This window comes from Rathayibacter sp. PhB186 (assembly GCF_003751825.1).
GTDB lineage: Bacteria > Actinomycetota > Actinomycetes > Actinomycetales > Microbacteriaceae > Rathayibacter > Rathayibacter festucae.
This window is the reverse complement of the sequence record NZ_RJKO01000002.1, coordinates 57,606-75,394: the sequence shown is the minus strand read 5'-3', so window position 1 is coordinate 75,394 and position 17,789 is coordinate 57,606. Positions and strand designations below refer to the sequence as shown.

Below are 17,789 nucleotides of genomic sequence, written 5' to 3'. Positions count from 1 at the left end.
GGAGTGCTGCGAGTGCCGAGGACTGCGGGGTCCGGCTAGAAGCCGGGGAGGAGGGAGACGACGAGGTCGATCAGCTTGATGCCGATGAACGGCGCGATCACCCCGCCGAGCCCGTAGACGAGGAGGTTGCGGCTGAGGACCTTCGAGGCGCTGAGCGCGCGGTAGGCCACGCCGCGGAGGGCGAGCGGGATCAGGGCGATGATGACGAGCGCGTTGAAGACGATCGCCGAGAGGATCGCCGAGGACGGCGAGTGCAGCTGCATCACGTTCAGCACGGCGAGGCCGGGGAAGACTCCGGTGAACATCGCGGGGATGATCGCGAAGTACTTCGCGATGTCGTTGGCGATCGAGAAGGTGGTCAGCGCTCCGCGGGTGATCAGCAGCTGCTTGCCGATCCGGACGATGTCGATCAGCTTGGTCGGGTCGGAGTCGAGGTCGACCATGTTGCCGGCCTCCTTCGCCGCGGACGTGCCGGTGTTCATCGCGACCCCGACGTCGGCCTGCGCGAGCGCCGGGGCGTCGTTGGTGCCGTCGCCGGTCATCGCGACGAGGTTGCCGCCCTCCTGCTCCCGGCGGATGTACGCGAGCTTCTGCTCGGGGGTGGCCTCGGCGAGGTAGTCGTCGACGCCGGCCTCCGCGGCGATCGCCTTCGCGGTGAGCGGGTTGTCGCCGGTGATCATCACCGTGCGGATGCCCATCGCGCGCAGGTCGGCGAAGCGCTCCTTGAGCCCCTCCTTGACGACGTCCTTGAGGTGGACGACGCCGAGGATCCGGCCCGTGCCGCTCGCGTCCTTCACGGCGACGACCAGCGGGGTGCCGCCGCTCTCCGAGATGCGGTGCACCTGCGCTTCGAGCTCGGTGGCGGCGGCGAGGGGGCCGCCGTCCGCGAGCCAGGCGGTGACGGCCGAGCCGGCGCCCTTGCGGATCATCGCGCCGTCGGGGAGGTCGAGGCCGCTCATCCGGGTCTGCGCGGTGAAGGGCACGATCTCGGCGGAGAGGACCTCGCCCGCGAGTGTGTCCTCGCGGACCCCGCGGGCGGCGGCGAGGTCGACGATCGACTTCCCCTCGGGCGTCGGGTCGCTGAGGGAGGAGGACGCGGCGGCGCGGATCAGCTCGTCCTCGCCGGTCCCGCCGACGGGGACGAACTCGGTGGCGCGGCGGTTGCCGTAGGTGATGGTGCCGGTCTTGTCGAGCAGCAGCGTGGTGACGTCGCCGGCGGCCTCGACGGCGCGGCCGGACATCGCGAGCACGTTGCGCTGCACGAGCCGGTCCATGCCGGCGATGCCGATCGCGGAGAGCAGGGCACCGATGGTGGTCGGGATGAGGCAGACCAGCAGGGCGACCAGCACCGGGACGCTGACGGGGGCGGCGGCGTAGGAGGCGATCGGGTTGAGGGTCAGGGTGACGACGAGGAAGACGATCGAGAGGCTCGCGAGCAGGATGTTCAGCGCGATCTCGTTCGGCGTCTTCTGGCGCGAGGCGCCCTCGACCAGGCCGATCATCCGGTCGACGAAGGTCTCGCCGGGCTTCGAGGTGATCCGCACCACGATCCGGTCGGAGAGCACCCGGGTGCCGCCGGTGACGGCGCTGCGGTCGCCGCCGGACTCGCGGACCACGGGGGCCGACTCGCCGGTGATCGCCGACTCGTCGACCGAGGCGATGCCCCAGACGATGTCGCCGTCGCCGGGGACCAGGTCGCCCGCCTCGACGACGACGTGGTCGCCGAGCTGCAGGTCGGCGGAGGAGACCTCGCGCACTTGGCCGTGGGCCGCGGCGCCGTCGCCGGCGCGGTACTCCAGCAGGCGGCGGGCCATCGTGCTGGTGCGGGTCTGCCGGAGGCTGTCGGCCTGCGCCTTGTCGCGGCCCTCGGCGACCGACTCGGCGAGGTTGGCGAAGACGACGGTCGCCCAGAGCCAGAGCGCGATGCCCCAGGTGAAGGAGCCGGGGACGGGGGAGCCGCCGGACTCCTGCGCGCCGCCGAGGAACGGCTCGGCGATCGCGAGGACCGTGGTCAGCGCGGCGCCGACCTCGACCAGGAACATCACCGGGTTCCGCACCATCAGGCGCGGGTCGAGCTTGCGGAGCGCGCCGGGCACCGCGGCGAGGACCTGCTCGGGACTGAACGCGGAGGCGCCGCGCCGCGGGGTCTTCTCGGGGGAGGGGGAGGCGGCGGGTCGATCGAGAGTGGCGGTCATGACTGCAGTCCTTCTGCGAGGGGTCCGAGTGCGAGCACGGGGAAGTAGGTGAGGGCGGTCACGATGGCGGTGACGCCCACGAGGAGGCCGACGAACTGCGGCCGGTGGGTGGGGAGCGTCCCCGCGGTCGCCGGTGCGGCGCCCTGCCGGGCCAGCGAGCCGGCGAGGGCGAGCACCATCACGATCGGCAGGAACCGGCCGAGCAGCATCGCGACTCCGAGGGCCGCGTTGAACCACGGGGTGTTCGCGGTGAGTCCGGCGAAGGCCGAGCCGTTGTTGTTGGCCGCGGAGGTGAAGGCGTAGAGCACCTCGGAGAGGCCGTGCAGGCCGGGATTCCAGATCGACGTGCCCTCGACGTCGGCCCGCACCGCGGGGATCGCGAAGCTGAGCGCGGTGCCCGCGAGCACCAGGGTCGGCGTGATGAGGATGTAGATGCTGGCGAGCTTGATCTCGAGCGGGCCGAGCTTCTTGCCCAGGTACTCCGGCGTCCGGCCGACGAGCAGCCCGCCGATGAAGACCGCGAGGACCGCGAGCACGAGCATCCCGTAGAGGCCGGAGCCGACGCCGCCGGGGGCGACCTCGCCGAGCATCATGTTCAGCATCGGCAGCATCCCGCCGAGGGCGGTGTAGGAGTCGTGCATCGAGTTGACCGCGCCGGTGGAGGTGAGGGTGCTGGTCGCGCCGAAGAGCGTCGACCCGGCGATCCCGAACCGGGTCTCCTTGCCCTCCATCGCGCCGCCGGCGGCCTGCGGGGCGCCGCCGCTCCCGCCGAGCTCCAGGAGCGTGAGCGCGGTGAGGGAGACGAGGAAGATCGTGGCCATCGCCGCGAGGATCGCGGAGCCCTGCTTCGCGTCGCCGACCATCCGCCCGAAGGTGCGGGGGAGGGAGAACGGGATCGCGAGCATGAGGACCACCTGCAGCAGGCTGGTCCAGGCGGTGGGGTTCTCGAAGGGGTGCGCCGAGTTGGCGTTGAAGAAGCCGCCGCCGTTGGTGCCGAGCATCTTGATCGCCTCCTGCGAGGCGACCGGGCCGCCCGGGATGCTCTGCGTGGCGCCGGTGACCGTGGTGACGTCGGTGAATCCGGTGACGTTCTGGATCACGCCGCCGGCCAGGAGCAGGACCGCGCTGAGCACGGCCAGGGGCAGGAGCAGCCGGAGGAGGCCGCGGGTGAGGTCGACCCAGAAGTTGCCGATCGTGCCGCTGCCGCGCCGGGCGAAGCCGCGGACGAGGGCGATCGCGACGGCGATGCCGACCGCGGCCGAGACGAAGTTCTGCACGGCGAGGCCGATCAGCTGGACGGAGTAGCCCATCGTCACGTCGGGGGAGTACGACTGCCAGTTCGTGTTGGTCACGAACGAGATCGCCGTGTTGAAGGACAGCCCCTCCGGGATCGCCGGGAAGCCGAGCGAGTACGGCAGCACGGCCTGCGCCCGCTGGATCGCGTAGAGCAGCAGCACGCTGACGAGCGAGAACGCGAGGACGCCGCGCAGGTAGGCCTGCCAGCTCTGCTCGGCGCGGGCGTCCACGCCGATGAGGCGGTAGAAGCCGCGCTCGACGGCGAGGTCCTTCGGCGAGGAGTAGAGGTGCGCCATGTAGTCGCCCAGCGGGCGGTGCAGCAGCACGAGGATCAGGGCGGCGGAGGCGACCTGCAGGATCGCGAGGAAGGCGGCCATCAGAAGCGCTCCGGCTTCACGAGGGCGACGACGAGGTAGCCGACCGCGGCGATCGCGAGGACCGCGGCGAGGGTGTCGAGGACGATCACGGCCGGTCCCCTCCCTTCCGCGCGTCGCGGGGGTCGGCGACGCCGGCCCGGGGGCTCAGCTTCTCGACCCCCTTGGCGAGGACGCCGAGGAGGGTGAAGACGGCGAGGACGCCGATCACGGAGACGAGGTCGAGCACGGGAGGACTCCATCCGGAGGCGGATCGTGACCGCGGATCCGCGGGCACGTGCCAGAGCTGGCACGAGCACTCACTAGACACCTCCGCGGCCCGCCGCTCGGCGGCGCTCACGGTTCCCATACGGGTCGACGGCGGAACCTCACGGGTTCCCTACGGCCGCGGCCCAGGCGCCTGCCGTCGGGAGCCCCGGACGCCGCGTCACTCCGGGACGGCGGCGGCCCTCCTCGCCTTCCGCTCGCGACGGCCGCTCCGGGCGACGCTGACCACCAGCGCGATCGAGAGGCCGATCAGGATGTACTCGACGAGCGCGGTGAACGCGTCGCCGCTGACCTCGGGGGCGGCCGACTGGTCGTCGCCGCCCTGCTGCAGGAAGCGGGCGAAGTCGCCGAGGCCGTGCAGCAGGATCGGCACCCACAGCGTCCCCGTCGCGCGCAGGGCGCCGTAGAAGATCGCGCCGTCCATGGCGAGGAAGGCCACGGCGACCGCGGTCGCGGGCAGCGGGACGCCGTTGAGGAGGTAGCCGGCGACGTGCCCGAGGCCGAACGCGATCGAGGTGATCAGCAGCGCGGCCAGCTCGCCGTGGTGCCCGCGGACGGCGACCCGGAAGAGACCGCGGAAGTAGAGCTCCTCGCCGAAGCCGATCAGCAGGCAGCCGACCAGGTAGACGAGGACCATCGGCAGCGCCCGCTCCGCCCACGGCACGGCGAGCAGGAGCTGCAGGGTCTGGACGGCGAGCACGACGGGGATCGCGAGCAGCCACCAGCGCCGCCGCTCGGTGAACGGCGACGGCGCCGTCCACGCCTCCCGCAGCCAGCCCGCACGCCGCGCGAACAGCAGCCCGATCACGATCAGGACGCCGACGGGCAGCCAGGTCCCGATCACGAAGTCGAGAGTGTCGTCGCCGCCGGCGAGCGGATCGAGCAGGGTGCCGACACCGGCGGCGATCAGCACGTAGAGGACGGCGGCCGCGATCCCGACCGGGATCGTGCGCGGGACCGCGCGCCGATCGGCGCTCGCGGTCATGCGACTGCTCCCTCCGAGACGGCGCTCCGGGTCCGACGGCGCTCGCCGAGTATGAGGACGAGCAGCAGGATCAGCCCCGTCCCGATGACGAGGAAGGTGCTGAGGGCGGGCAGGAGACCGGCGATCGTGCCGGCGGGGTGCGCGCCGTGCAGGAAGAGCGTGGGATCGGTGGAGGCGTGCAGCAGGATCGGCCCGAGCAGGCTGCCGGTCACCCGGAGCGCCAGGTACATCACGATGCCGAAGCCGAAGGTGTAGGCGACCTGGAGCGCGGTGACGGCGACGCCCTGGTCGCTGGTGAAGACGTTGCCGATGTGCAGAGCCGCGAAGATCCCGGCCGAGACCAGCGCGACGCGGATCTCGCCGTGGCCGCGCTTGCGCATCAGGTTCACGACGAAGCCGCGGGTGAGCGTCTCCTCGGCGAAGCCGACGAACAGGCCGGTCAGCAGCCAGGAGGCGATGAGCGCGCCGCCCGCGCCGGCGTAGTCGAGGTCGAGCAGGGCGGACACGTTGATCGCGAGGACGACGCCGACCCCGATCCACATCCAGCCGCGGCCGCGGATCCGCTGCGGGGCGAACAGCTCGCGCAGCCAGCCGAGGGAGAGCGCGAAGAGCACCAGCAGCACGCTCGCGAGCAGGATCGGCAGCCCGATCGAGAAGAAGACGTCCGTCGCGGATCCCTCCTCGCCGCGGAGGGGACTGCCGGTGTCGCCGACCACGAAGCCGAGGAGGTAGCCGATCAGCTCGTAGAGGCCGTAGTAGACGGCCGCCAGCAGCAGCGCCCGCCAGCCCCCGCCGCGCTCCCAGAACCGCCGCCAGGCCGATGCCGTCCGCTGATCGTCCACGAGTACCCCCCTCGAGCCGGCCCGGTGCGGAGCCGACGGCCCCAGGCTAGCGGCGGGGGAGGCGCCGGCGTCGGTCGTGATCCCCCTCGGGGGTCAGGCGGGGGCCGGTCGCCCGGGAGCGCTCTCAGCTCCTCCGCTCCCCCCGCAGGAGGCGGCTCAGCTCGTCGTCGATCGTGGCCAGCGGGGAGCAGCGGGCGATGGCCGCCGCCATTTCGACGGCTCGGGCGCGGTAGGACGGGTCGCGCAGGACGGCGCGGATCGCCGTGCGCAGCGCCTCAGCGGAGGGCCGCCCGGTCCGCACGTCGACGCCGACGCCGAAGTGCGCGACGCGGGCGGCGACCTCGGGCTTGTCCTCGGCGGCGCCGGCGACCACGAGCGGGACGCCGTGGCGGAGGGCGAGGAGGGTGCCGCCGAAGCCGCCGTTGGTGACCATCACGGAGGTCAGCGGCAGCAGCTGCTCGTAGGGCAGGAACTCCGCGGCGCGGGCGTTCGCCGGCAGCGGGCCGAGGGAGGCGAGCGGCGCGCGGCCGGTGCTGACCACGACGAGCACGTCCTCGTGCGCGAGCGCCTCGAGGGTGGGGCGGACGACCTTCCCGAGGTCGTGGTTGTCGAGGGTGCCCTGGGTGACGTGCACCACCGGGCGGCCGTCGTGCAGGTCGGCCCACCAGTCGGGCAGGACGGCCGGAGAGGCGGCGCTCGGAATCGGTCCGGCGAAGACCACGTTCGGGCTGAGGTCCGAGCGGGGGTACTCGAACTCCGCCGGGCCCAGCTGCACGAAGCGGTCGAACGCCGCGGTGAAGTCCAGGACGAAGGTGCGGAGCGGCACGCCTGCCGCCTCCTGCACCAGCCGCTCCGCGAGCCGCTGGGTCTTCGCGAAGAGGAAGCGGGCCACGAGCAGGTTCAGCGCGCGGTTCCGCAGCCGCCCGAGCGGCGTGGCGGAGGGCGGCAGCGCCGTGTTGAACGGAGCGACGTCGCGGCTGACCTGGACCAGCGGGCCGATGCCGACGCCGAGGATCGGCGGGCGCGAGGCCGGGTCCGCCTCGAGCAGCGGCAGGATCCCGGCGAAGAAGGAGTCGGTCAGGACGGCGTCGATCCGCTCCCGGTCGAGGATCGCCCGGACGGCGCGGTGCTGCTCCGGCAGGGTCGCGACGAAGGTCTGCTCGACCTGGTACCGCGAGAGCGCGAGCCCGCGGTGCCGGTGCAGGTCGGGCAGGAAGCTCGCCTCGTCGCGCTCGTCGAAGTCGGCTCGACCGGTGAGGGCCTCGTGGTGCAGGCCGGCGTCGTGCACGCGCTCCTCGAAGGCGGAGCCGGTCAGCACGATGACCTGGTGCCCCCGCTCGGCGAGATGCCTGCCGATGGCGAGCAGCGGTGCGAGGTGACCGTAGAGGGGAGTGCTGCAGAGCAGGATGGTGGCCACGACGGCTCCTCGATCAGGTCGATGCGGGGTGGTGCTCGGGGTCTTCGGGGTGGTTCGCGGGGCTCTCGGCGTGCGGCGGGAGGAGCAGGCGGGTGAGCGCGTCCCCGAGGAACCGCTCGAGCTGCTCGGCGCTCCAGCCGCGGTCGAGGGCGAGCAGGTTCCAGAGCTGCGGGCTGGCGAGGGCGTAGAGGATGTCGCCCGCCTGCTCCGGGGTCATGTCGTCGCGCAGCGGACCGCGCACGAGCCGGGCGAACGCCTGCTGGTCGGCGAGGCGGCCGGCGCTCTGCCGGGCGAGGTCCTCGGCGAGGGCGGGGTCGTCCTGCGCGGCGGCGGCCATCACGTTCCAGAGCGGCGCGGCCCGCTGCGCGAGGGCGACGGAGTGGTGCGCGAGCTGCCGCAGCTGCCGCTCGGGATCGGACTCCGCCGCGACCGCCGCGACCCAGTCCTGGTCGGTGACGCCCGCCTCGGAGTCCTCCCCGGTCGTCATCGCCGCCGTGAGCGCCCGGAGCACGTCGGCCTTGCCGCCGATCGCGAGGTAGATGGTCTGCACGGAGGTTCCGGCCGCGCGGGCCAGCTGCGAGATCGTCGTCCCCGCGTAGCCCTGGCTGAGGAACAGTCCCGCCGCGGCGTCGAGGATCCGCGCCCGGGTCTGCGCGCGATCGGTGTCGCCGCGCTCGCGCCGCCGACGGGCGTCGTAGGGGCGGGAGGCCGCCCTCTGCTCGTCGCCGCCGCTCATCCCGACGAGCTTACGGAGGCAGGTGCCCGGGCGCGCCCGGTGGAGGCCGTCACCTGCGGGACCGCCGGCGGTGACGGAGGAAGACGACCCCGGTGACGATCTGCGCGACCGTGGACAGGAGCAGGAGGGCGGTGAGGGCGTCGAGATCGTCGGCGCTCCGCGTCGAGACCCCGAGGACGATCGACACGGTCGCGAGCACGAGGAGGGCCCAGCGGGCGGCTCCGGTCGCGACGCCCCGGCGGGCGATGACGACGCCACCGAGCAGCAGGGCCGCGGACTGCACGACCCCCGCACCGAGCTGGAAGTCGCCGAGCGCCGCGTAGTCGACCTGCGAGGGGAGCGCGTACGCGGCGGCGAGGTAGCTGAGCTGATTCGCGAGGAACGCCGCCCCGAAGACGAGGAGGGCCGCCTTGCCCAGGACGGACCCCGCGACGGCGCCGTCGCTGCCGCGGCGGCCGAACGCGAGCGGGAGCATCGCCGCCGCGTGCGCCGCCGTCGAGACCACGAGGAGGACGGTGATGGCGGGCACCAGCGCGGCGGTGCCCTCGCGGGCCTGATGCCACTCCAGGACGGTCGCGAGCAGGAGGAGGGCGCCGCCCACAGTGATGCCGGCGCCGGCGGCTCCGCTCCAGAACGGGCGCGAGGTCGCGGTGCGGACGGCGGCGGCTGTGGTCACGGGGCATCCAAAGGGAGTCGAGAGGGGTCGGGAGCGGGGGGAGGGAGACCGCTCGGGGCGGCCCCGCCTCGCTCCGTGATTCTCACTATAACGGCAATCCAGTCAGATGCAGGGATCTTCGTGGTCAGCGTGCGTCGATGCCGCTCGCCGAAGTCCGCTCCGGCGCTGAGGGAGCTGTAGTCGATGTCGTAGAGAAGCTGAAGGATCACTTCGCTCGTCTCGCCGGGTTCGACTTCCGCAGCCTCGCTGCTGCGCACGATCACGCCGAGAGGCGATCCGTCGCCGCCGGCGACGGCCGCATGGGGTCGATACCGTCCGTCGAGACCGATGGCTGTCTGTCGGCCACTGCCCATCCGCCTGCCGCGAGGAGGACGATGAGCAGCGCCACTCCCGCCCGGATCCCATCGACCGCTGTCGATGTCCCCCTCGCGAGTCGGACGGCTCCGAGGACGAGGATGAGCCCGCCACTGACGAAGTGGATCGAGAAGGCCGGCTGAGAGAGCTGGTCCGCCGGGTCGGTGGTCGGCGAGCCACCACCCTCCAGTCGAACACGCGAGGCCGTAGCGAGGAGAACGAAGAGGAAGGGCAGGGCGAGAAGTCCGGACAGTCCGATCGTGTGCAGCAGGATCGGGACGGAGAAGACATCCGAAGCGGTGCTCCGTCTCGGCATCGACGAGTGCGCGATGGGCTACCTCTCGAGCGAGACGGACCCGAAGGACGGGTAGTCGGGGCCTTCGTAGTTCATGGCGGAGACGGTTCTGATCGCCGGCATGGTGTGCGCTCCGGGTATGGCGATCTCCTGGTCCGGCTGTTCCGGGTCCAGAGGGCCGATGTCGAAGGAGTAGCCGGCAGTGTCGACCCAGGCGCCCGAGCTGTCCTGCTCGAGCGCGCCCTCCTTGAGCTGCAGCCTCAGGTCAGAGGCGTCACCGGTCGAGAATCCGGTGACGGTCGCCCAGGTCGATCCGTCCGCGCGGCGCTCGATCAGGACCGATCCTGTCGTCTCGGTCTGCTGACTGACGAAGTCGCCCCTCAGGGGGAGTTGCTGCTCGAATGCACTGAGCTGAGGGTCGTCGGACGCGTCCGGATCCGGCGAGCCCGCCGGATCCACGCCTGACGATTCGACAGCGACTGTCGACGATTCGTCGCCGGCGGTCTCGTCCGCGGTGCAGCCGGACAGCACGAGTACGCCGGCGAGAGCCGTGATCGAGAGCGTGATTCCGGTTCTGCTGATCCCCATGGCCCGATCCTGGCATGAGGGCGCCCGCGCGACGAGCCGACGTGAGGTGGTGTCCCGCAAGGGCATCGTCTGGCGGGCGCTGATGGCCCGCTAGTCGCGGACGAGGACGAGAGTCCCGCCGCCTCCGAAGGCGAGGACGCTCGCGAGGAGGCCGACCGTCGCAGGGAAGTCGTCATGATGAATCGTCTGCGGGCCGACGTCATCACCGTCGGCGTCGTAGGTGCAGCTCACCCCCAGGGGCAGGAGCGTCGGATCGCCGGTGATGCGAACCGACTCGGCGGACAGACCGCTTGCCTCGGGGAACGGCCCTCGAAAGCGTCCCTTGGGGGGAACGTCGACCGGTGCGGAGTGGCGAGGCGGTTCTCGCGTCAGCGATCGAGGTCGACCGCCGCGAGCCGGAACACGGCGCAGCGAGGAGCCGCCGCTGCGAAGTCGTCCGGGCCCGCGTTCTCGCCTGCCTCGAAGATGCGGGCGGCCACTTTTCGTCCCTGGCTGTGCTGGTGCCAATACGCGCGGAGGACAGGGGCGCGCTGCTCCTCGGGGAGCTCCGTGAAGGCCACCCTCTCTCGTCGCCGGCCGCGCTGGATCTCGCCCTCGCCCGCCGCGCGGACGTTCTTCACCCACTCCATCCGCCGCCCGGCGACGACGTAGCGGGCGCCCTCGAGAGTGACGATCGAGACGGGCGTGGAACGCGGTTGTCCGCTGACGCGTCCGCGGACGGTGAGGATCCTCGGCGGCCCGGCCGGGACGCCGAGTCGGTTCAGGAGCTTCACCGCAGCGTTGCCGTACTTGAGCAGGGGCGGGAGGTCCGGTCGGTCGTTCATGATGCGTCCTTCGGGCGGGAGTCTGTGTCGTGGGCCTGGACCGCGGTGCCGATCGCGTGGAGCACGCGTCGGGCGGTGTCGACGGCGGCCGGATCGAGCCCTGCGGCGGCGTTCCCCGCCCAGGGCGCGGCGCGGGCGGCGGCGGCGGCGAGCACGGTCTCGCCCTCCGGCGTCAGGGTGACGAGCTGCGCGCGCCGGTGGTGCGGGTTGGGCTGGAAGGCCACGAAGCCGTCGCGTTCGAGGTCGTTCACGATCCGCTGGACGTTCTGCCGGGAGACGTCGAGGTCGCGGGCGAGCCAGGCGACCGGCCGCGGCGCACCCGCGGCGAGGGCGCCGAGGATCTGCCAGCGCGCCGAGGTCAACCCGAGATCAGCGACGAGGCGATCCCCGGATGCGGAGAGGACGTTGCTGAGGTGGAGGACGCTGAGCACCAGATCCTGGAAGGGCGGGTCGTGCTCAGTGAGCTGCGGAGGGTGCATCCGACCACGGTATGTCATCATGCTGTCAAAACGTCACGTTAGTGACGGTATGGGAGGCTGCCCGCCCATCCCGTATGGGGATCGTCCACCGGTACATGGAGATGCGCCACCGAGCGCCGCGAGAATCTGTGCATCGCGGCACTGCGTGGCGGTGTTCTAGCGCCAGTTCGTGTCGCACCCACATGAAGGGCTGTCGTCGTTGTAGATGACGCGGGCGACGCCGGCGACGGTGCTCGTGCACTTCTGCAGTGCGTCGCCGGTCGGCTGGGCGCGGGTGTCGAAGAGCAGCGGACGAATGCGCAAGGGCTCTTGAGGTCGTCGTCGAACCGGTTCACTGGCGGGATGGATGGTCTTCCTCTTCTCGTGCTCGTCGTGATCTTCCTCGCCGCTGCGGCCGTGGTCTGGGTGGCAGGGATCCAGCTCTCGAAGGCGACGGATGTGCTGGACGCGCGCCTCCACCTCGGCAGCGCTCTGGGTGGGCTGATCGTCCTCGCTGTGGCCACGAACCTGCCGGAGATCGCGATCACCGTGTCCGCGGCGCTCTCGGGGAACCTCGACGTGGCCGTCGGCAACATCCTCGGCGGGATCGCTCTGCAGACGGTCGTGCTCGTCGTGCTCGACGTCTTCGGCAAGCGGGGGAAGGGCGTGAAGCCGCTCACCTACCGCGCGGCGTCGCTGACGCTCGTGCTCGAGGGCCTGGTGGTCGTCGCGGTGCTCGCCGTGGTCATCGCCGGCAGTCAGCTGCCCGCCGGTCTGGAGGTGCTGCGCCTGACACCCGATGTGGTGCTGATCGCAGCGCTGTGGGTGGTGGGCCTGCTGCTCGTGCAGCGCGCCGGCCACCACCTCCCGTGGCACGAGGACGGTCGCGCGCCCGACGCGACACCGCCCCGCTCCAGCGACACGAAGAAGCAGTCGATGAGCACCCGGAAGGCGGCGATCGTCTTCTCCGTCTCGGCCCTCGCGACTCTGATCGCCGGCGTCGTCCTCGAGCGCACGGGCGACGCCGCGTCCTCGCAGCTCGGCCTGTCGGGAGTCCTGTTCGGAGCAACGGTCCTCGCGCTGGCCACCTCCCTTCCCGAGATCTCGACCGGACTGCAGGCGATCAAGCAGGGTGACGACAACCTCGCCATCAGCGACATCTTCGGCGGGAACGCATTCCTGCCCGTCCTCTTCTTGGTCGCGACCGTGCTGTCCGGGAATGCGGTCCTGCCGCAGGCCGGCTCGTCGGACATCTACCTCACGGCGCTCGCCGCGCTGCTGACCCTCGTCTACGTCGTCGGCCTGATCTTCCGACCCTCGCGCCGCATCGCCGGCATGGGGGTGGACTCGTTGATCGTCCTGGTCCTCTACGCCGTCGGGATCGGCGGGCTCTTCGCGATCACCGCGGCATGAATCAGTTCGGTAGGGGTTGTCGACCGGTCCCTGAAATGGCGCGGGTCGGACCTGCGTGATCAGAGCGGGAGCGTGCGGTCCTCGATCACGTTCTTCATCACGAGGGTGGAGGTGAGGAGCTGCACGCCCGGGAGGGCGGCGAGCTGGTCGTCGTAGAACTGCTGGAAGGCGGGGAGGTCGCGGGCTGCGACGCGGAGGAGGTAGTCGGGCTTCCCGAAGAGGCGCTGCGCGTCGAGGATGTTCGGCTGGTCGCTGACGGCGCTCTCGAAGGCGTGCAGGGTGTCGCGGTCGCTGGAGCGCATCGTGACGAAGATGAGGGCCTGGAAGCCGAGGCCGAGAGCGGCGTGATCGAGCCGGGCGCGGTATCCGGTGATGACGCCGGCCTGCTCGAGCGCGCGGACGCGGCGGTGGCAGGGGGAGACGCTCAGCGTCACTCGCGCAGCGAGGTCGGTGAGCGAGATTCGCCCGTTCGCTTGCAGCTCGGCAAGGATCTTCCTGTCAACGGCGTCCATGGCGACGATTCTTCCCGATCGGGGTGTATCCCAGGCAGTATTCGCAAGCACTTCGCGCCGGATCCTCCCTACTCTTGCGTGCTGACGGCGCGGATCACGGCCGGGATGGAGCGTCGATCGTGCCGGTGGAGGCTGTCGGAGCGTTCTGGCTGGTGTCGATCGCTCTGGCGATCACCCCGGGTGCGGACTGGGCGTTCGCGATCGCGGCGGGCCTGCGCGGGCGCGTCGTCCCGGCTGCTGTCGCCGGTCTGCTGCTCGGGCATGCTCTGCACGCCGTGATCGTCGCCGCGGGGGTCGGCGCGCTGCTCGCTGCTCTCCCGGGCGCGCTGACGGTCCTGACGATCGCCGGCGCGGGCTACCTGCTGTGGCTGGGCGTCGGGACGCTGCGCCGTCCGCCGGTACCGCGCGCGGACGACGAGCTCGCGCCCGTCCGGCGGAGCCGGTGGCTGCTGCGCAGCTTCGGGATCAGCGGCCTGAATCCGAAGGTGTTCCTGCTCTTCCTCGCGCTGCTGCCGCAGTTCACGAGGCCCGACGCGCCGCTGCCGCTGGTCGTGCAGATCGTGCTCCTCGCGGCGCTGCACATCGCGACCTGCGCTGTCGTCTATCTCGGCGTCGGCTTCGGCGCTCGAGCCGTTCTCTCCACTCGGCCGGCGGCGGCCCGGGTCGTCTCACGGGTGTCGGGAGCGGCGATGATCGGCATCGGCCTGTTCCTGCTCGTCGAGCCGATCGCGCACCTCACCACCTCCCTCACCTGACCCGCGAAGGACTCCCGATGCCTGAACAGCCCGCCCCCTACGCCGCCATTCCCGAGCCGGCCGCGCCCCGGCCGCGCGTGCGGATCCCGCACCTGCAGGCGATGAAGGAGCGCGGCGAGAAGTGGGCGATGCTGACCGCCTACGACATGTACACGGCCGCGATCTTCGACGACGCCGGGATCCCGGTGCTCCTGGTGGGGGACTCCGCGTCGAACAACGTGCTGGGGAACGAGACGTCGCTGCCGATCACGGTGGACGAGCTGCTGCCCCTCGTGCGCGCGGTCGCCCGCGCCGCGACCCGCTCGCTCGTGCTCGCGGACCTGCCGTTCGGGTCGTACCAGGGCTCGCCGGAGCAGGCGTTCCACACCGCGGTGCGGTTCCTGAAGGAGGGCGGCGCGCACGCGGTGAAGCTCGAGGGCGGGAGCGAGATGGTCCCGCAGGTCGAGAAGCTCGTCGGCTCCGGCATCCCGGTCATGGCGCACATCGGCTTCACCCCGCAGTCCGAGCACGTCCTCGGTGGCTACCGCGTCCAGGGTCGCGGCGGAGACGCCGAGCGCCTGATCGCCGTCGCGCGCGCGTTCGAGGCCGCCGGCGCGTTCGCGCTGCTGGTCGAGATGGTCCCCGGCGAGGTCGTCGCGGCGATCACCCGGGCCGTCTCCCTCCCGGTCGTCGGGATCGGCGCCGGCGTCGAGTGCGACGCGCAGGTCCTGGTCTGGCAGGACATGGCGGGACTGCGCACCGGGCGCCTCCCGCGCTTCGTCAAGCAGTACGCCGACCTGCACGGCGCCCTGCACACCGCCGCCCGCGACTTCGCGGCGGACGTCGCCGCGAGCACCTTCCCCGCCGACGAGCACACCTTCTGAGGACGACACCGTGACGCACCGATCCAACGACCTCGCCCTCGACGCTCGCATCCGACGCAGCTTCGACCGGCAGGGACTCATGCACCACCTCGGCGCCGAGCTGACCGGCGTCCGTCCCGTCGGGCAGCAGACCCTGATGCGAGTAGGGACGACACTGTCCCGTGAGGGGGCGGATACCCGGACGTCGCCGTGAATCAGGACGCATGAGGCACGGCCTCGCGCGGGAGGGGTGTCGCGGCGACGCTGCGGAGGATGTCGAGGGCGTCGGCCGACGCGCTGCCGGGGTCGGTGAGGTAGACGGCCAGGTGCAGGCCGGCGGCGGACGGGACGGGGAGCGACTCGTAGGCGACGGTCATCTCTCCGACGTCGGGGTGGTGGAGGCGCTTGGTGCCGGAGGTGTGGGTGCGGACGGTGTGCCCTCCCCACCAGGTGCGGAACTCGTCGCTGCGGGTGGACCTCACCCCGGACGAGGTCACCGCACTCGAGGAGCACTACCGGGTGCGCCCCGCGGGCGGCTTCTGAGCACCTGCTCCACCACCACGATGAAGCGGCCCGACGGCGCGCATGTGCCCGGGCCGCTTCGGCTGCGCGACCCGCGGGACCGGAGCATCGCCAGGGGATCACGGAGCCGCGACGTCTCCGTGTCTCCGTGTCTCCGCCCGTTCGTCGTCAGTCGCCCTGGAGCGGGAAGACGTCCCCGCTGAACGGGGAGAGGTCGAGCCACAGGCACCGGTAGCTGCGCTCGGCGAAGAGCCAGCGGCCGTCGCGGCGGACGAGGCGGTCGGTCCAGATGCCGTTGGTGCGGTAGTAGCGCTCGGGGCCGCGGGCGAACTCCTGGCAGAGGGACTCGGAGTGCGCCTCGTCGCCGTCGATGTCGATCGGCCCCTGAGTCGTGAACTGCAGGAAGTAGTCGTTGCCCTGCCAGAGCCGGTCGAGCATCTCGACGCAGGCGTCCGGCCCGGTCGCCTCCTGCGCGAAGGGCTCGCCGATGCGCCAGGTGCCCTCCTCCGCCCAGAGCGCGCGGAACGCGGGGGTGTCGTGCTTGGTGCACGCCAGGCCGAACCGCGCGACGAGGTTTCGGATCTCGGTGTCGGACGCCGGGTCCATGGCGGGGGCGGGGTCGGTCATAGGGTGCTCCTCGATCGGTCGTGGCAGCGGCCTCGTCGAGCCGCCCGGGTGCGGAGCCGGTCCGCGGTCCGGCCGGCGGGTGAGTTTCCGGACTCAGAGAACAGCGATCGCGGACGCCCGGCAAGAGCGGATCGGATGCTTGACAGCGAGCGCTCCGACTCGACGGGGTCCTCCACGAGGACGGTTCACCACCGTTCCGAGGGCTCTCACGCTAGGAAGGGACCATGCCGTCCACTCCCGATCGTCTCCGTCCCCTCCGCCGCAGCACGCGGGTCCGCTGATGACCTCGGACTCCAGCGGTTTCGACGCGGCGGTCGTCGCGTTCTCGGCCGCCCTCGAAGGGCGGATCGATCCAGAGGTCAGGACCTTCCCCGACCTCTTCTGCGAGGACGGGACGATCGAGGTGCCGTTCGACGGCGACGGCGACAGCGCGCCGATCGTCGGCCGGCCCGCGATCGAGCGCATGGTCGCCGGTCTCGCGGGCTTCCTGCGCTTCGAGCGGGTCGACTTCACCAGCGTCCTGCCGACCGATCGACCCGATGTCCTGGTCTGCGAGTACGTCGGCGTCCTCGTCCGCGCCGACATGCCGGGAGCGCAGCGCCGACGGTACATCTCCGTTCTCACCCTCCGCGACGGGAGGATCGCGCACATCCGCGAGTACGGCGGGCCGTTCCTGCCCGCTGACCGGTGACCGGGTCCGCTGTCCACGGGTGCCGGCACCTCGGATGACGGGACGGCTGTCCGGACGCTGCGTTGGCGCGCTTCTGTTGCCGCAGGAGCGACGATGAAAACGACCTCTCCGGTGAGCAGTGCAGCGACTGCCAGCCGGTGACGGCTGCGCGCTCGAGGTCCGGAACGCGAGCGCCACCACGATCGGTCTGCCGCTCTCTAGTCCGTTCCGCGTCGTTTCGAGCGGGCGCGGAGAAGCGCCGCGATGACCAGGAGAGCAGCCAGGACAGTCAGGGCCCCGGGAAGCCATGCGGGCGTGACGAGCACGCGAGCATCGACCGAGGAGACGCCGTCGTTGCCGTCCGCGACGCTGACGCGGACCTGGCACCAGCAGAGGGGAGGCGGTGCCTCCACGGTGCCTGTGAGCACGCCGCTGGAGGCGGGCCGGACGGGGTTCCCCGCAATGACGAACGGCTGCCCGCCGTCGCTGATCGTCCCGGCGACTCCGCCGTCCGTGGCGCCGGGGACCACGGTGACGTTGCCGTCGTTGATCAGGGTGGCGGTGACGGGGAACGAACCGGTCGCGAAGCTCGGCACCGTCAGGCCCTCGACCCGGGCGCTACGGGAAGGAGTGCCGGTGCCCTGTACGTAGACGGAGGTGGTGATCGCGGTCGCCATTCCCACAGAACCCTCGCTCGAGTCGACGACTTCGGCGAAGGTCACGCCGACCCGGCGCTCTTCCGCACCGCGGTCGGCCGGCGCCTCGATGCGCACCGCTACGGGAGCCGAGGCGCCGGCGGACACCGTGACCCGCTGCTGATCGAACGAGACCCACGCGCCCGCATCGCCGGTCGCAGCGCTGATCGGTCGACCGCTGGAGTCGAGCTCGGCGGCCGACGCCTTGTAGGTCTTCTCCGCGTCGCCGACGTTCCCGATCGTGTACGCGAGCGTCACGTCCGGGGTCTCGGCAGGCACGACGCTCCGCACGGGCGAGACCGAGATCGCTCCCGCTCCGCCGCCGGTCGGCGCAGCACCGTCGCTCACATCAGGGACGACGGCCTCGCCACGGCCGAGCACGACCGCGATCAGAGCGACCGCGACGACTGCGAGAAGGACCGCGACGAGGATCCTGCGCCTCACCG

At 71.8% G+C, this 17,789-nt stretch carries 22 protein-coding genes; 4 read left to right on the top strand and 18 right to left on the bottom strand.

The annotated features are described in order from the left end of the window. Window positions 1-35: 35 nt before the first annotated feature. The 14 genes from kdpB to EDF45_RS21200 all read right to left on the bottom strand — a co-directional run bounded on the left by kdpB (window position 36) and on the right by EDF45_RS21200 (window position 11,631). The gene (gene kdpB / locus EDF45_RS08035) at window positions 36-2,195 is read right to left on the bottom strand and encodes a potassium-transporting ATPase subunit KdpB (protein ID WP_123735719.1); all 2,160 of its coding nucleotides are present in this window, start codon (window positions 2,193-2,195) and stop codon (window positions 36-38) included. Next, window positions 2,192-3,868, bottom strand: a complete 1,677-nt coding sequence (kdpA, locus tag EDF45_RS08030) for a potassium-transporting ATPase subunit KdpA (protein ID WP_123735718.1) — start codon at window positions 3,866-3,868, stop codon at window positions 2,192-2,194. The genes kdpB and kdpA overlap by 4 nt, the downstream gene beginning before the upstream one ends. Continuing rightward, a complete protein-coding gene (gene kdpF, locus EDF45_RS08025) occupies window positions 3,868-3,957 on the bottom strand; it encodes a K(+)-transporting ATPase subunit F (protein WP_123735717.1) in 90 nt (29 codons plus the stop codon). The genes kdpA and kdpF overlap by 1 nt, the downstream gene beginning before the upstream one ends. Then, on the bottom strand, window positions 3,954-4,094 hold the full coding sequence (locus EDF45_RS21205) for a hypothetical protein (protein ID WP_165909050.1): 141 nt from the start codon (window positions 4,092-4,094) through the stop codon (window positions 3,954-3,956). Before EDF45_RS21205 ends, kdpF begins: the two co-directional genes overlap by 4 nt. A gap of 198 nt (window positions 4,095-4,292) precedes the next feature. After that, window positions 4,293-5,117, bottom strand: coding sequence for a CPBP family intramembrane glutamic endopeptidase (locus tag EDF45_RS08020; protein WP_123735716.1), 825 nt, complete (start codon window positions 5,115-5,117; stop codon window positions 4,293-4,295). Then, window positions 5,114-5,959, bottom strand: coding sequence for a CPBP family intramembrane glutamic endopeptidase (locus EDF45_RS08015; RefSeq protein ID WP_123735715.1), 846 nt, complete (start codon window positions 5,957-5,959; stop codon window positions 5,114-5,116). Before EDF45_RS08015 ends, EDF45_RS08020 begins: the two co-directional genes overlap by 4 nt. A 124-nt stretch (window positions 5,960-6,083) precedes the next feature. After that, window positions 6,084-7,376, bottom strand: a complete 1,293-nt coding sequence (locus tag EDF45_RS08010) for a glycosyltransferase (RefSeq protein ID WP_123735714.1) — start codon at window positions 7,374-7,376, stop codon at window positions 6,084-6,086. Window positions 7,377-7,389: 13 nt separating this feature from the next. Beyond that, window positions 7,390-8,112 carry a TetR/AcrR family transcriptional regulator gene (locus EDF45_RS08005; protein WP_123735713.1) on the bottom strand — a complete coding sequence of 241 codons (723 nt, stop codon included), beginning with the start codon at window positions 8,110-8,112 and terminating at the stop codon, window positions 7,390-7,392. 49 nt (window positions 8,113-8,161) lie between these two features. Continuing rightward, window positions 8,162-8,788 (bottom strand): hypothetical protein, encoded by a 627-nt coding sequence (locus EDF45_RS08000; protein WP_123735712.1) that lies wholly within the window; start codon window positions 8,786-8,788, stop codon window positions 8,162-8,164. 259 nt (window positions 8,789-9,047) lie between these two features. Then, entirely contained in the window at window positions 9,048-9,458 is a 411-nt protein-coding gene (locus EDF45_RS07990) for a hypothetical protein (RefSeq protein ID WP_123735710.1), read from the bottom strand. 18 nt (window positions 9,459-9,476) lie between these two features. Beyond that, a complete protein-coding gene (locus EDF45_RS07985; RefSeq protein ID WP_123735709.1) occupies window positions 9,477-10,025 on the bottom strand; it encodes a hypothetical protein in 549 nt (182 codons plus the stop codon). A 368-nt stretch (window positions 10,026-10,393) separates the two neighbouring features. Then, a complete protein-coding gene (locus tag EDF45_RS07980; protein WP_123735708.1) occupies window positions 10,394-10,849 on the bottom strand; it encodes a nitroreductase family deazaflavin-dependent oxidoreductase in 456 nt (151 codons plus the stop codon). Next, the gene (locus EDF45_RS07975; RefSeq protein ID WP_123735707.1) at window positions 10,846-11,328 is read right to left on the bottom strand and encodes a MarR family winged helix-turn-helix transcriptional regulator; all 483 of its coding nucleotides are present in this window, start codon (window positions 11,326-11,328) and stop codon (window positions 10,846-10,848) included. The genes EDF45_RS07980 and EDF45_RS07975 overlap by 4 nt, the downstream gene beginning before the upstream one ends. A 156-nt stretch (window positions 11,329-11,484) precedes the next feature. Further along, on the bottom strand, window positions 11,485-11,631 hold the full coding sequence (locus tag EDF45_RS21200; RefSeq protein WP_185020130.1) for a hypothetical protein: 147 nt from the start codon (window positions 11,629-11,631) through the stop codon (window positions 11,485-11,487). Window positions 11,632-11,670: 39 nt separating this feature from the next. On the opposite strand from EDF45_RS21200, the gene EDF45_RS07970 reads away from it, so the two are divergent. Further along, window positions 11,671-12,720 (top strand): sodium:calcium antiporter, encoded by a 1,050-nt coding sequence (locus EDF45_RS07970; RefSeq protein ID WP_123735706.1) that lies wholly within the window; start codon window positions 11,671-11,673, stop codon window positions 12,718-12,720. A gap of 59 nt (window positions 12,721-12,779) precedes the next feature. Here EDF45_RS07970 and EDF45_RS07965 read toward each other — a convergent pair whose 3' ends face one another. Beyond that, entirely contained in the window at window positions 12,780-13,232 is a 453-nt protein-coding gene (locus EDF45_RS07965) for an Lrp/AsnC family transcriptional regulator (protein WP_123735705.1), read from the bottom strand. A 119-nt stretch (window positions 13,233-13,351) separates the two neighbouring features. Here EDF45_RS07965 and EDF45_RS07960 point away from each other — a divergent pair, with 119 nt between their 5' ends. Both EDF45_RS07960 and panB read left to right on the top strand, forming a co-directional pair. Continuing rightward, the gene (locus tag EDF45_RS07960; RefSeq protein WP_123735704.1) at window positions 13,352-13,987 is read left to right on the top strand and encodes a LysE family translocator; all 636 of its coding nucleotides are present in this window, start codon (window positions 13,352-13,354) and stop codon (window positions 13,985-13,987) included. Between the two features lie 17 nt (window positions 13,988-14,004). Beyond that, window positions 14,005-14,850: a 3-methyl-2-oxobutanoate hydroxymethyltransferase gene (panB, locus tag EDF45_RS07955; RefSeq protein ID WP_123735703.1), complete on the top strand. Its 846-nt coding sequence runs from the start codon at window positions 14,005-14,007 to the stop codon at window positions 14,848-14,850. Between the two features lie 194 nt (window positions 14,851-15,044). On the opposite strand, the gene EDF45_RS07945 is transcribed toward panB, so the two are convergent. Both EDF45_RS07945 and EDF45_RS07940 read right to left on the bottom strand, forming a co-directional pair. Continuing rightward, window positions 15,045-15,311 (bottom strand): hypothetical protein, encoded by a 267-nt coding sequence (locus EDF45_RS07945; RefSeq protein WP_132436165.1) that lies wholly within the window; start codon window positions 15,309-15,311, stop codon window positions 15,045-15,047. A gap of 208 nt (window positions 15,312-15,519) precedes the next feature. Next, a complete protein-coding gene (locus EDF45_RS07940; protein WP_123735700.1) occupies window positions 15,520-15,978 on the bottom strand; it encodes a nuclear transport factor 2 family protein in 459 nt (152 codons plus the stop codon). Between the two features lie 280 nt (window positions 15,979-16,258). Between EDF45_RS07940 and EDF45_RS07935 the strand changes: the two genes are divergently transcribed. Further along, entirely contained in the window at window positions 16,259-16,669 is a 411-nt protein-coding gene (locus EDF45_RS07935; protein WP_123735699.1) for a nuclear transport factor 2 family protein, read from the top strand. Window positions 16,670-16,866: 197 nt separating this feature from the next. On the opposite strand, the gene EDF45_RS07930 is transcribed toward EDF45_RS07935, so the two are convergent. Then, a complete protein-coding gene (locus EDF45_RS07930; protein WP_123735698.1) occupies window positions 16,867-17,787 on the bottom strand; it encodes a hypothetical protein in 921 nt (306 codons plus the stop codon). Window positions 17,788-17,789 lie beyond the last annotated feature (2 nt).

Excerpts from the sequence above, each read along its gene's own strand:
- kdpB (WP_123735719.1), bottom strand. The coding sequence starts at position 2,195 with ATGACCGCCACTCTCGATCGACCCGCCGCCTCCCCCTCCCCCGAGAAG.
- kdpA (WP_123735718.1), bottom strand. The coding sequence starts at position 3,868 with ATGGCCGCCTTCCTCGCGATCCTGCAGGTCGCCTCCGCCGCCCTGATC.
- EDF45_RS08020 (WP_123735716.1), bottom strand. The coding sequence starts at position 5,117 with ATGACCGCGAGCGCCGATCGGCGCGCGGTCCCGCGCACGATCCCGGTC.
- EDF45_RS08005 (WP_123735713.1), bottom strand. The coding sequence starts at position 8,112 with ATGAGCGGCGGCGACGAGCAGAGGGCGGCCTCCCGCCCCTACGACGCC.
- EDF45_RS07990 (WP_123735710.1), bottom strand. The coding sequence starts at position 9,458 with ATGCCGAGACGGAGCACCGCTTCGGATGTCTTCTCCGTCCCGATCCTG.
- EDF45_RS07985 (WP_123735709.1), bottom strand. The coding sequence starts at position 10,025 with ATGGGGATCAGCAGAACCGGAATCACGCTCTCGATCACGGCTCTCGCC.
- EDF45_RS07980 (WP_123735708.1), bottom strand. The coding sequence starts at position 10,849 with ATGAACGACCGACCGGACCTCCCGCCCCTGCTCAAGTACGGCAACGCT.
- EDF45_RS07975 (WP_123735707.1), bottom strand. The coding sequence starts at position 11,328 with ATGCACCCTCCGCAGCTCACTGAGCACGACCCGCCCTTCCAGGATCTG.
- EDF45_RS07970 (WP_123735706.1), top strand. The coding sequence starts at position 11,671 with ATGGATGGTCTTCCTCTTCTCGTGCTCGTCGTGATCTTCCTCGCCGCT.
- EDF45_RS07965 (WP_123735705.1), bottom strand. The coding sequence starts at position 13,232 with ATGGACGCCGTTGACAGGAAGATCCTTGCCGAGCTGCAAGCGAACGGG.
- panB (WP_123735703.1), top strand. The coding sequence starts at position 14,005 with ATGCCTGAACAGCCCGCCCCCTACGCCGCCATTCCCGAGCCGGCCGCG.
- EDF45_RS07940 (WP_123735700.1), bottom strand. The coding sequence starts at position 15,978 with ATGACCGACCCCGCCCCCGCCATGGACCCGGCGTCCGACACCGAGATC.
- EDF45_RS07935 (WP_123735699.1), top strand. The coding sequence starts at position 16,259 with ATGACCTCGGACTCCAGCGGTTTCGACGCGGCGGTCGTCGCGTTCTCG.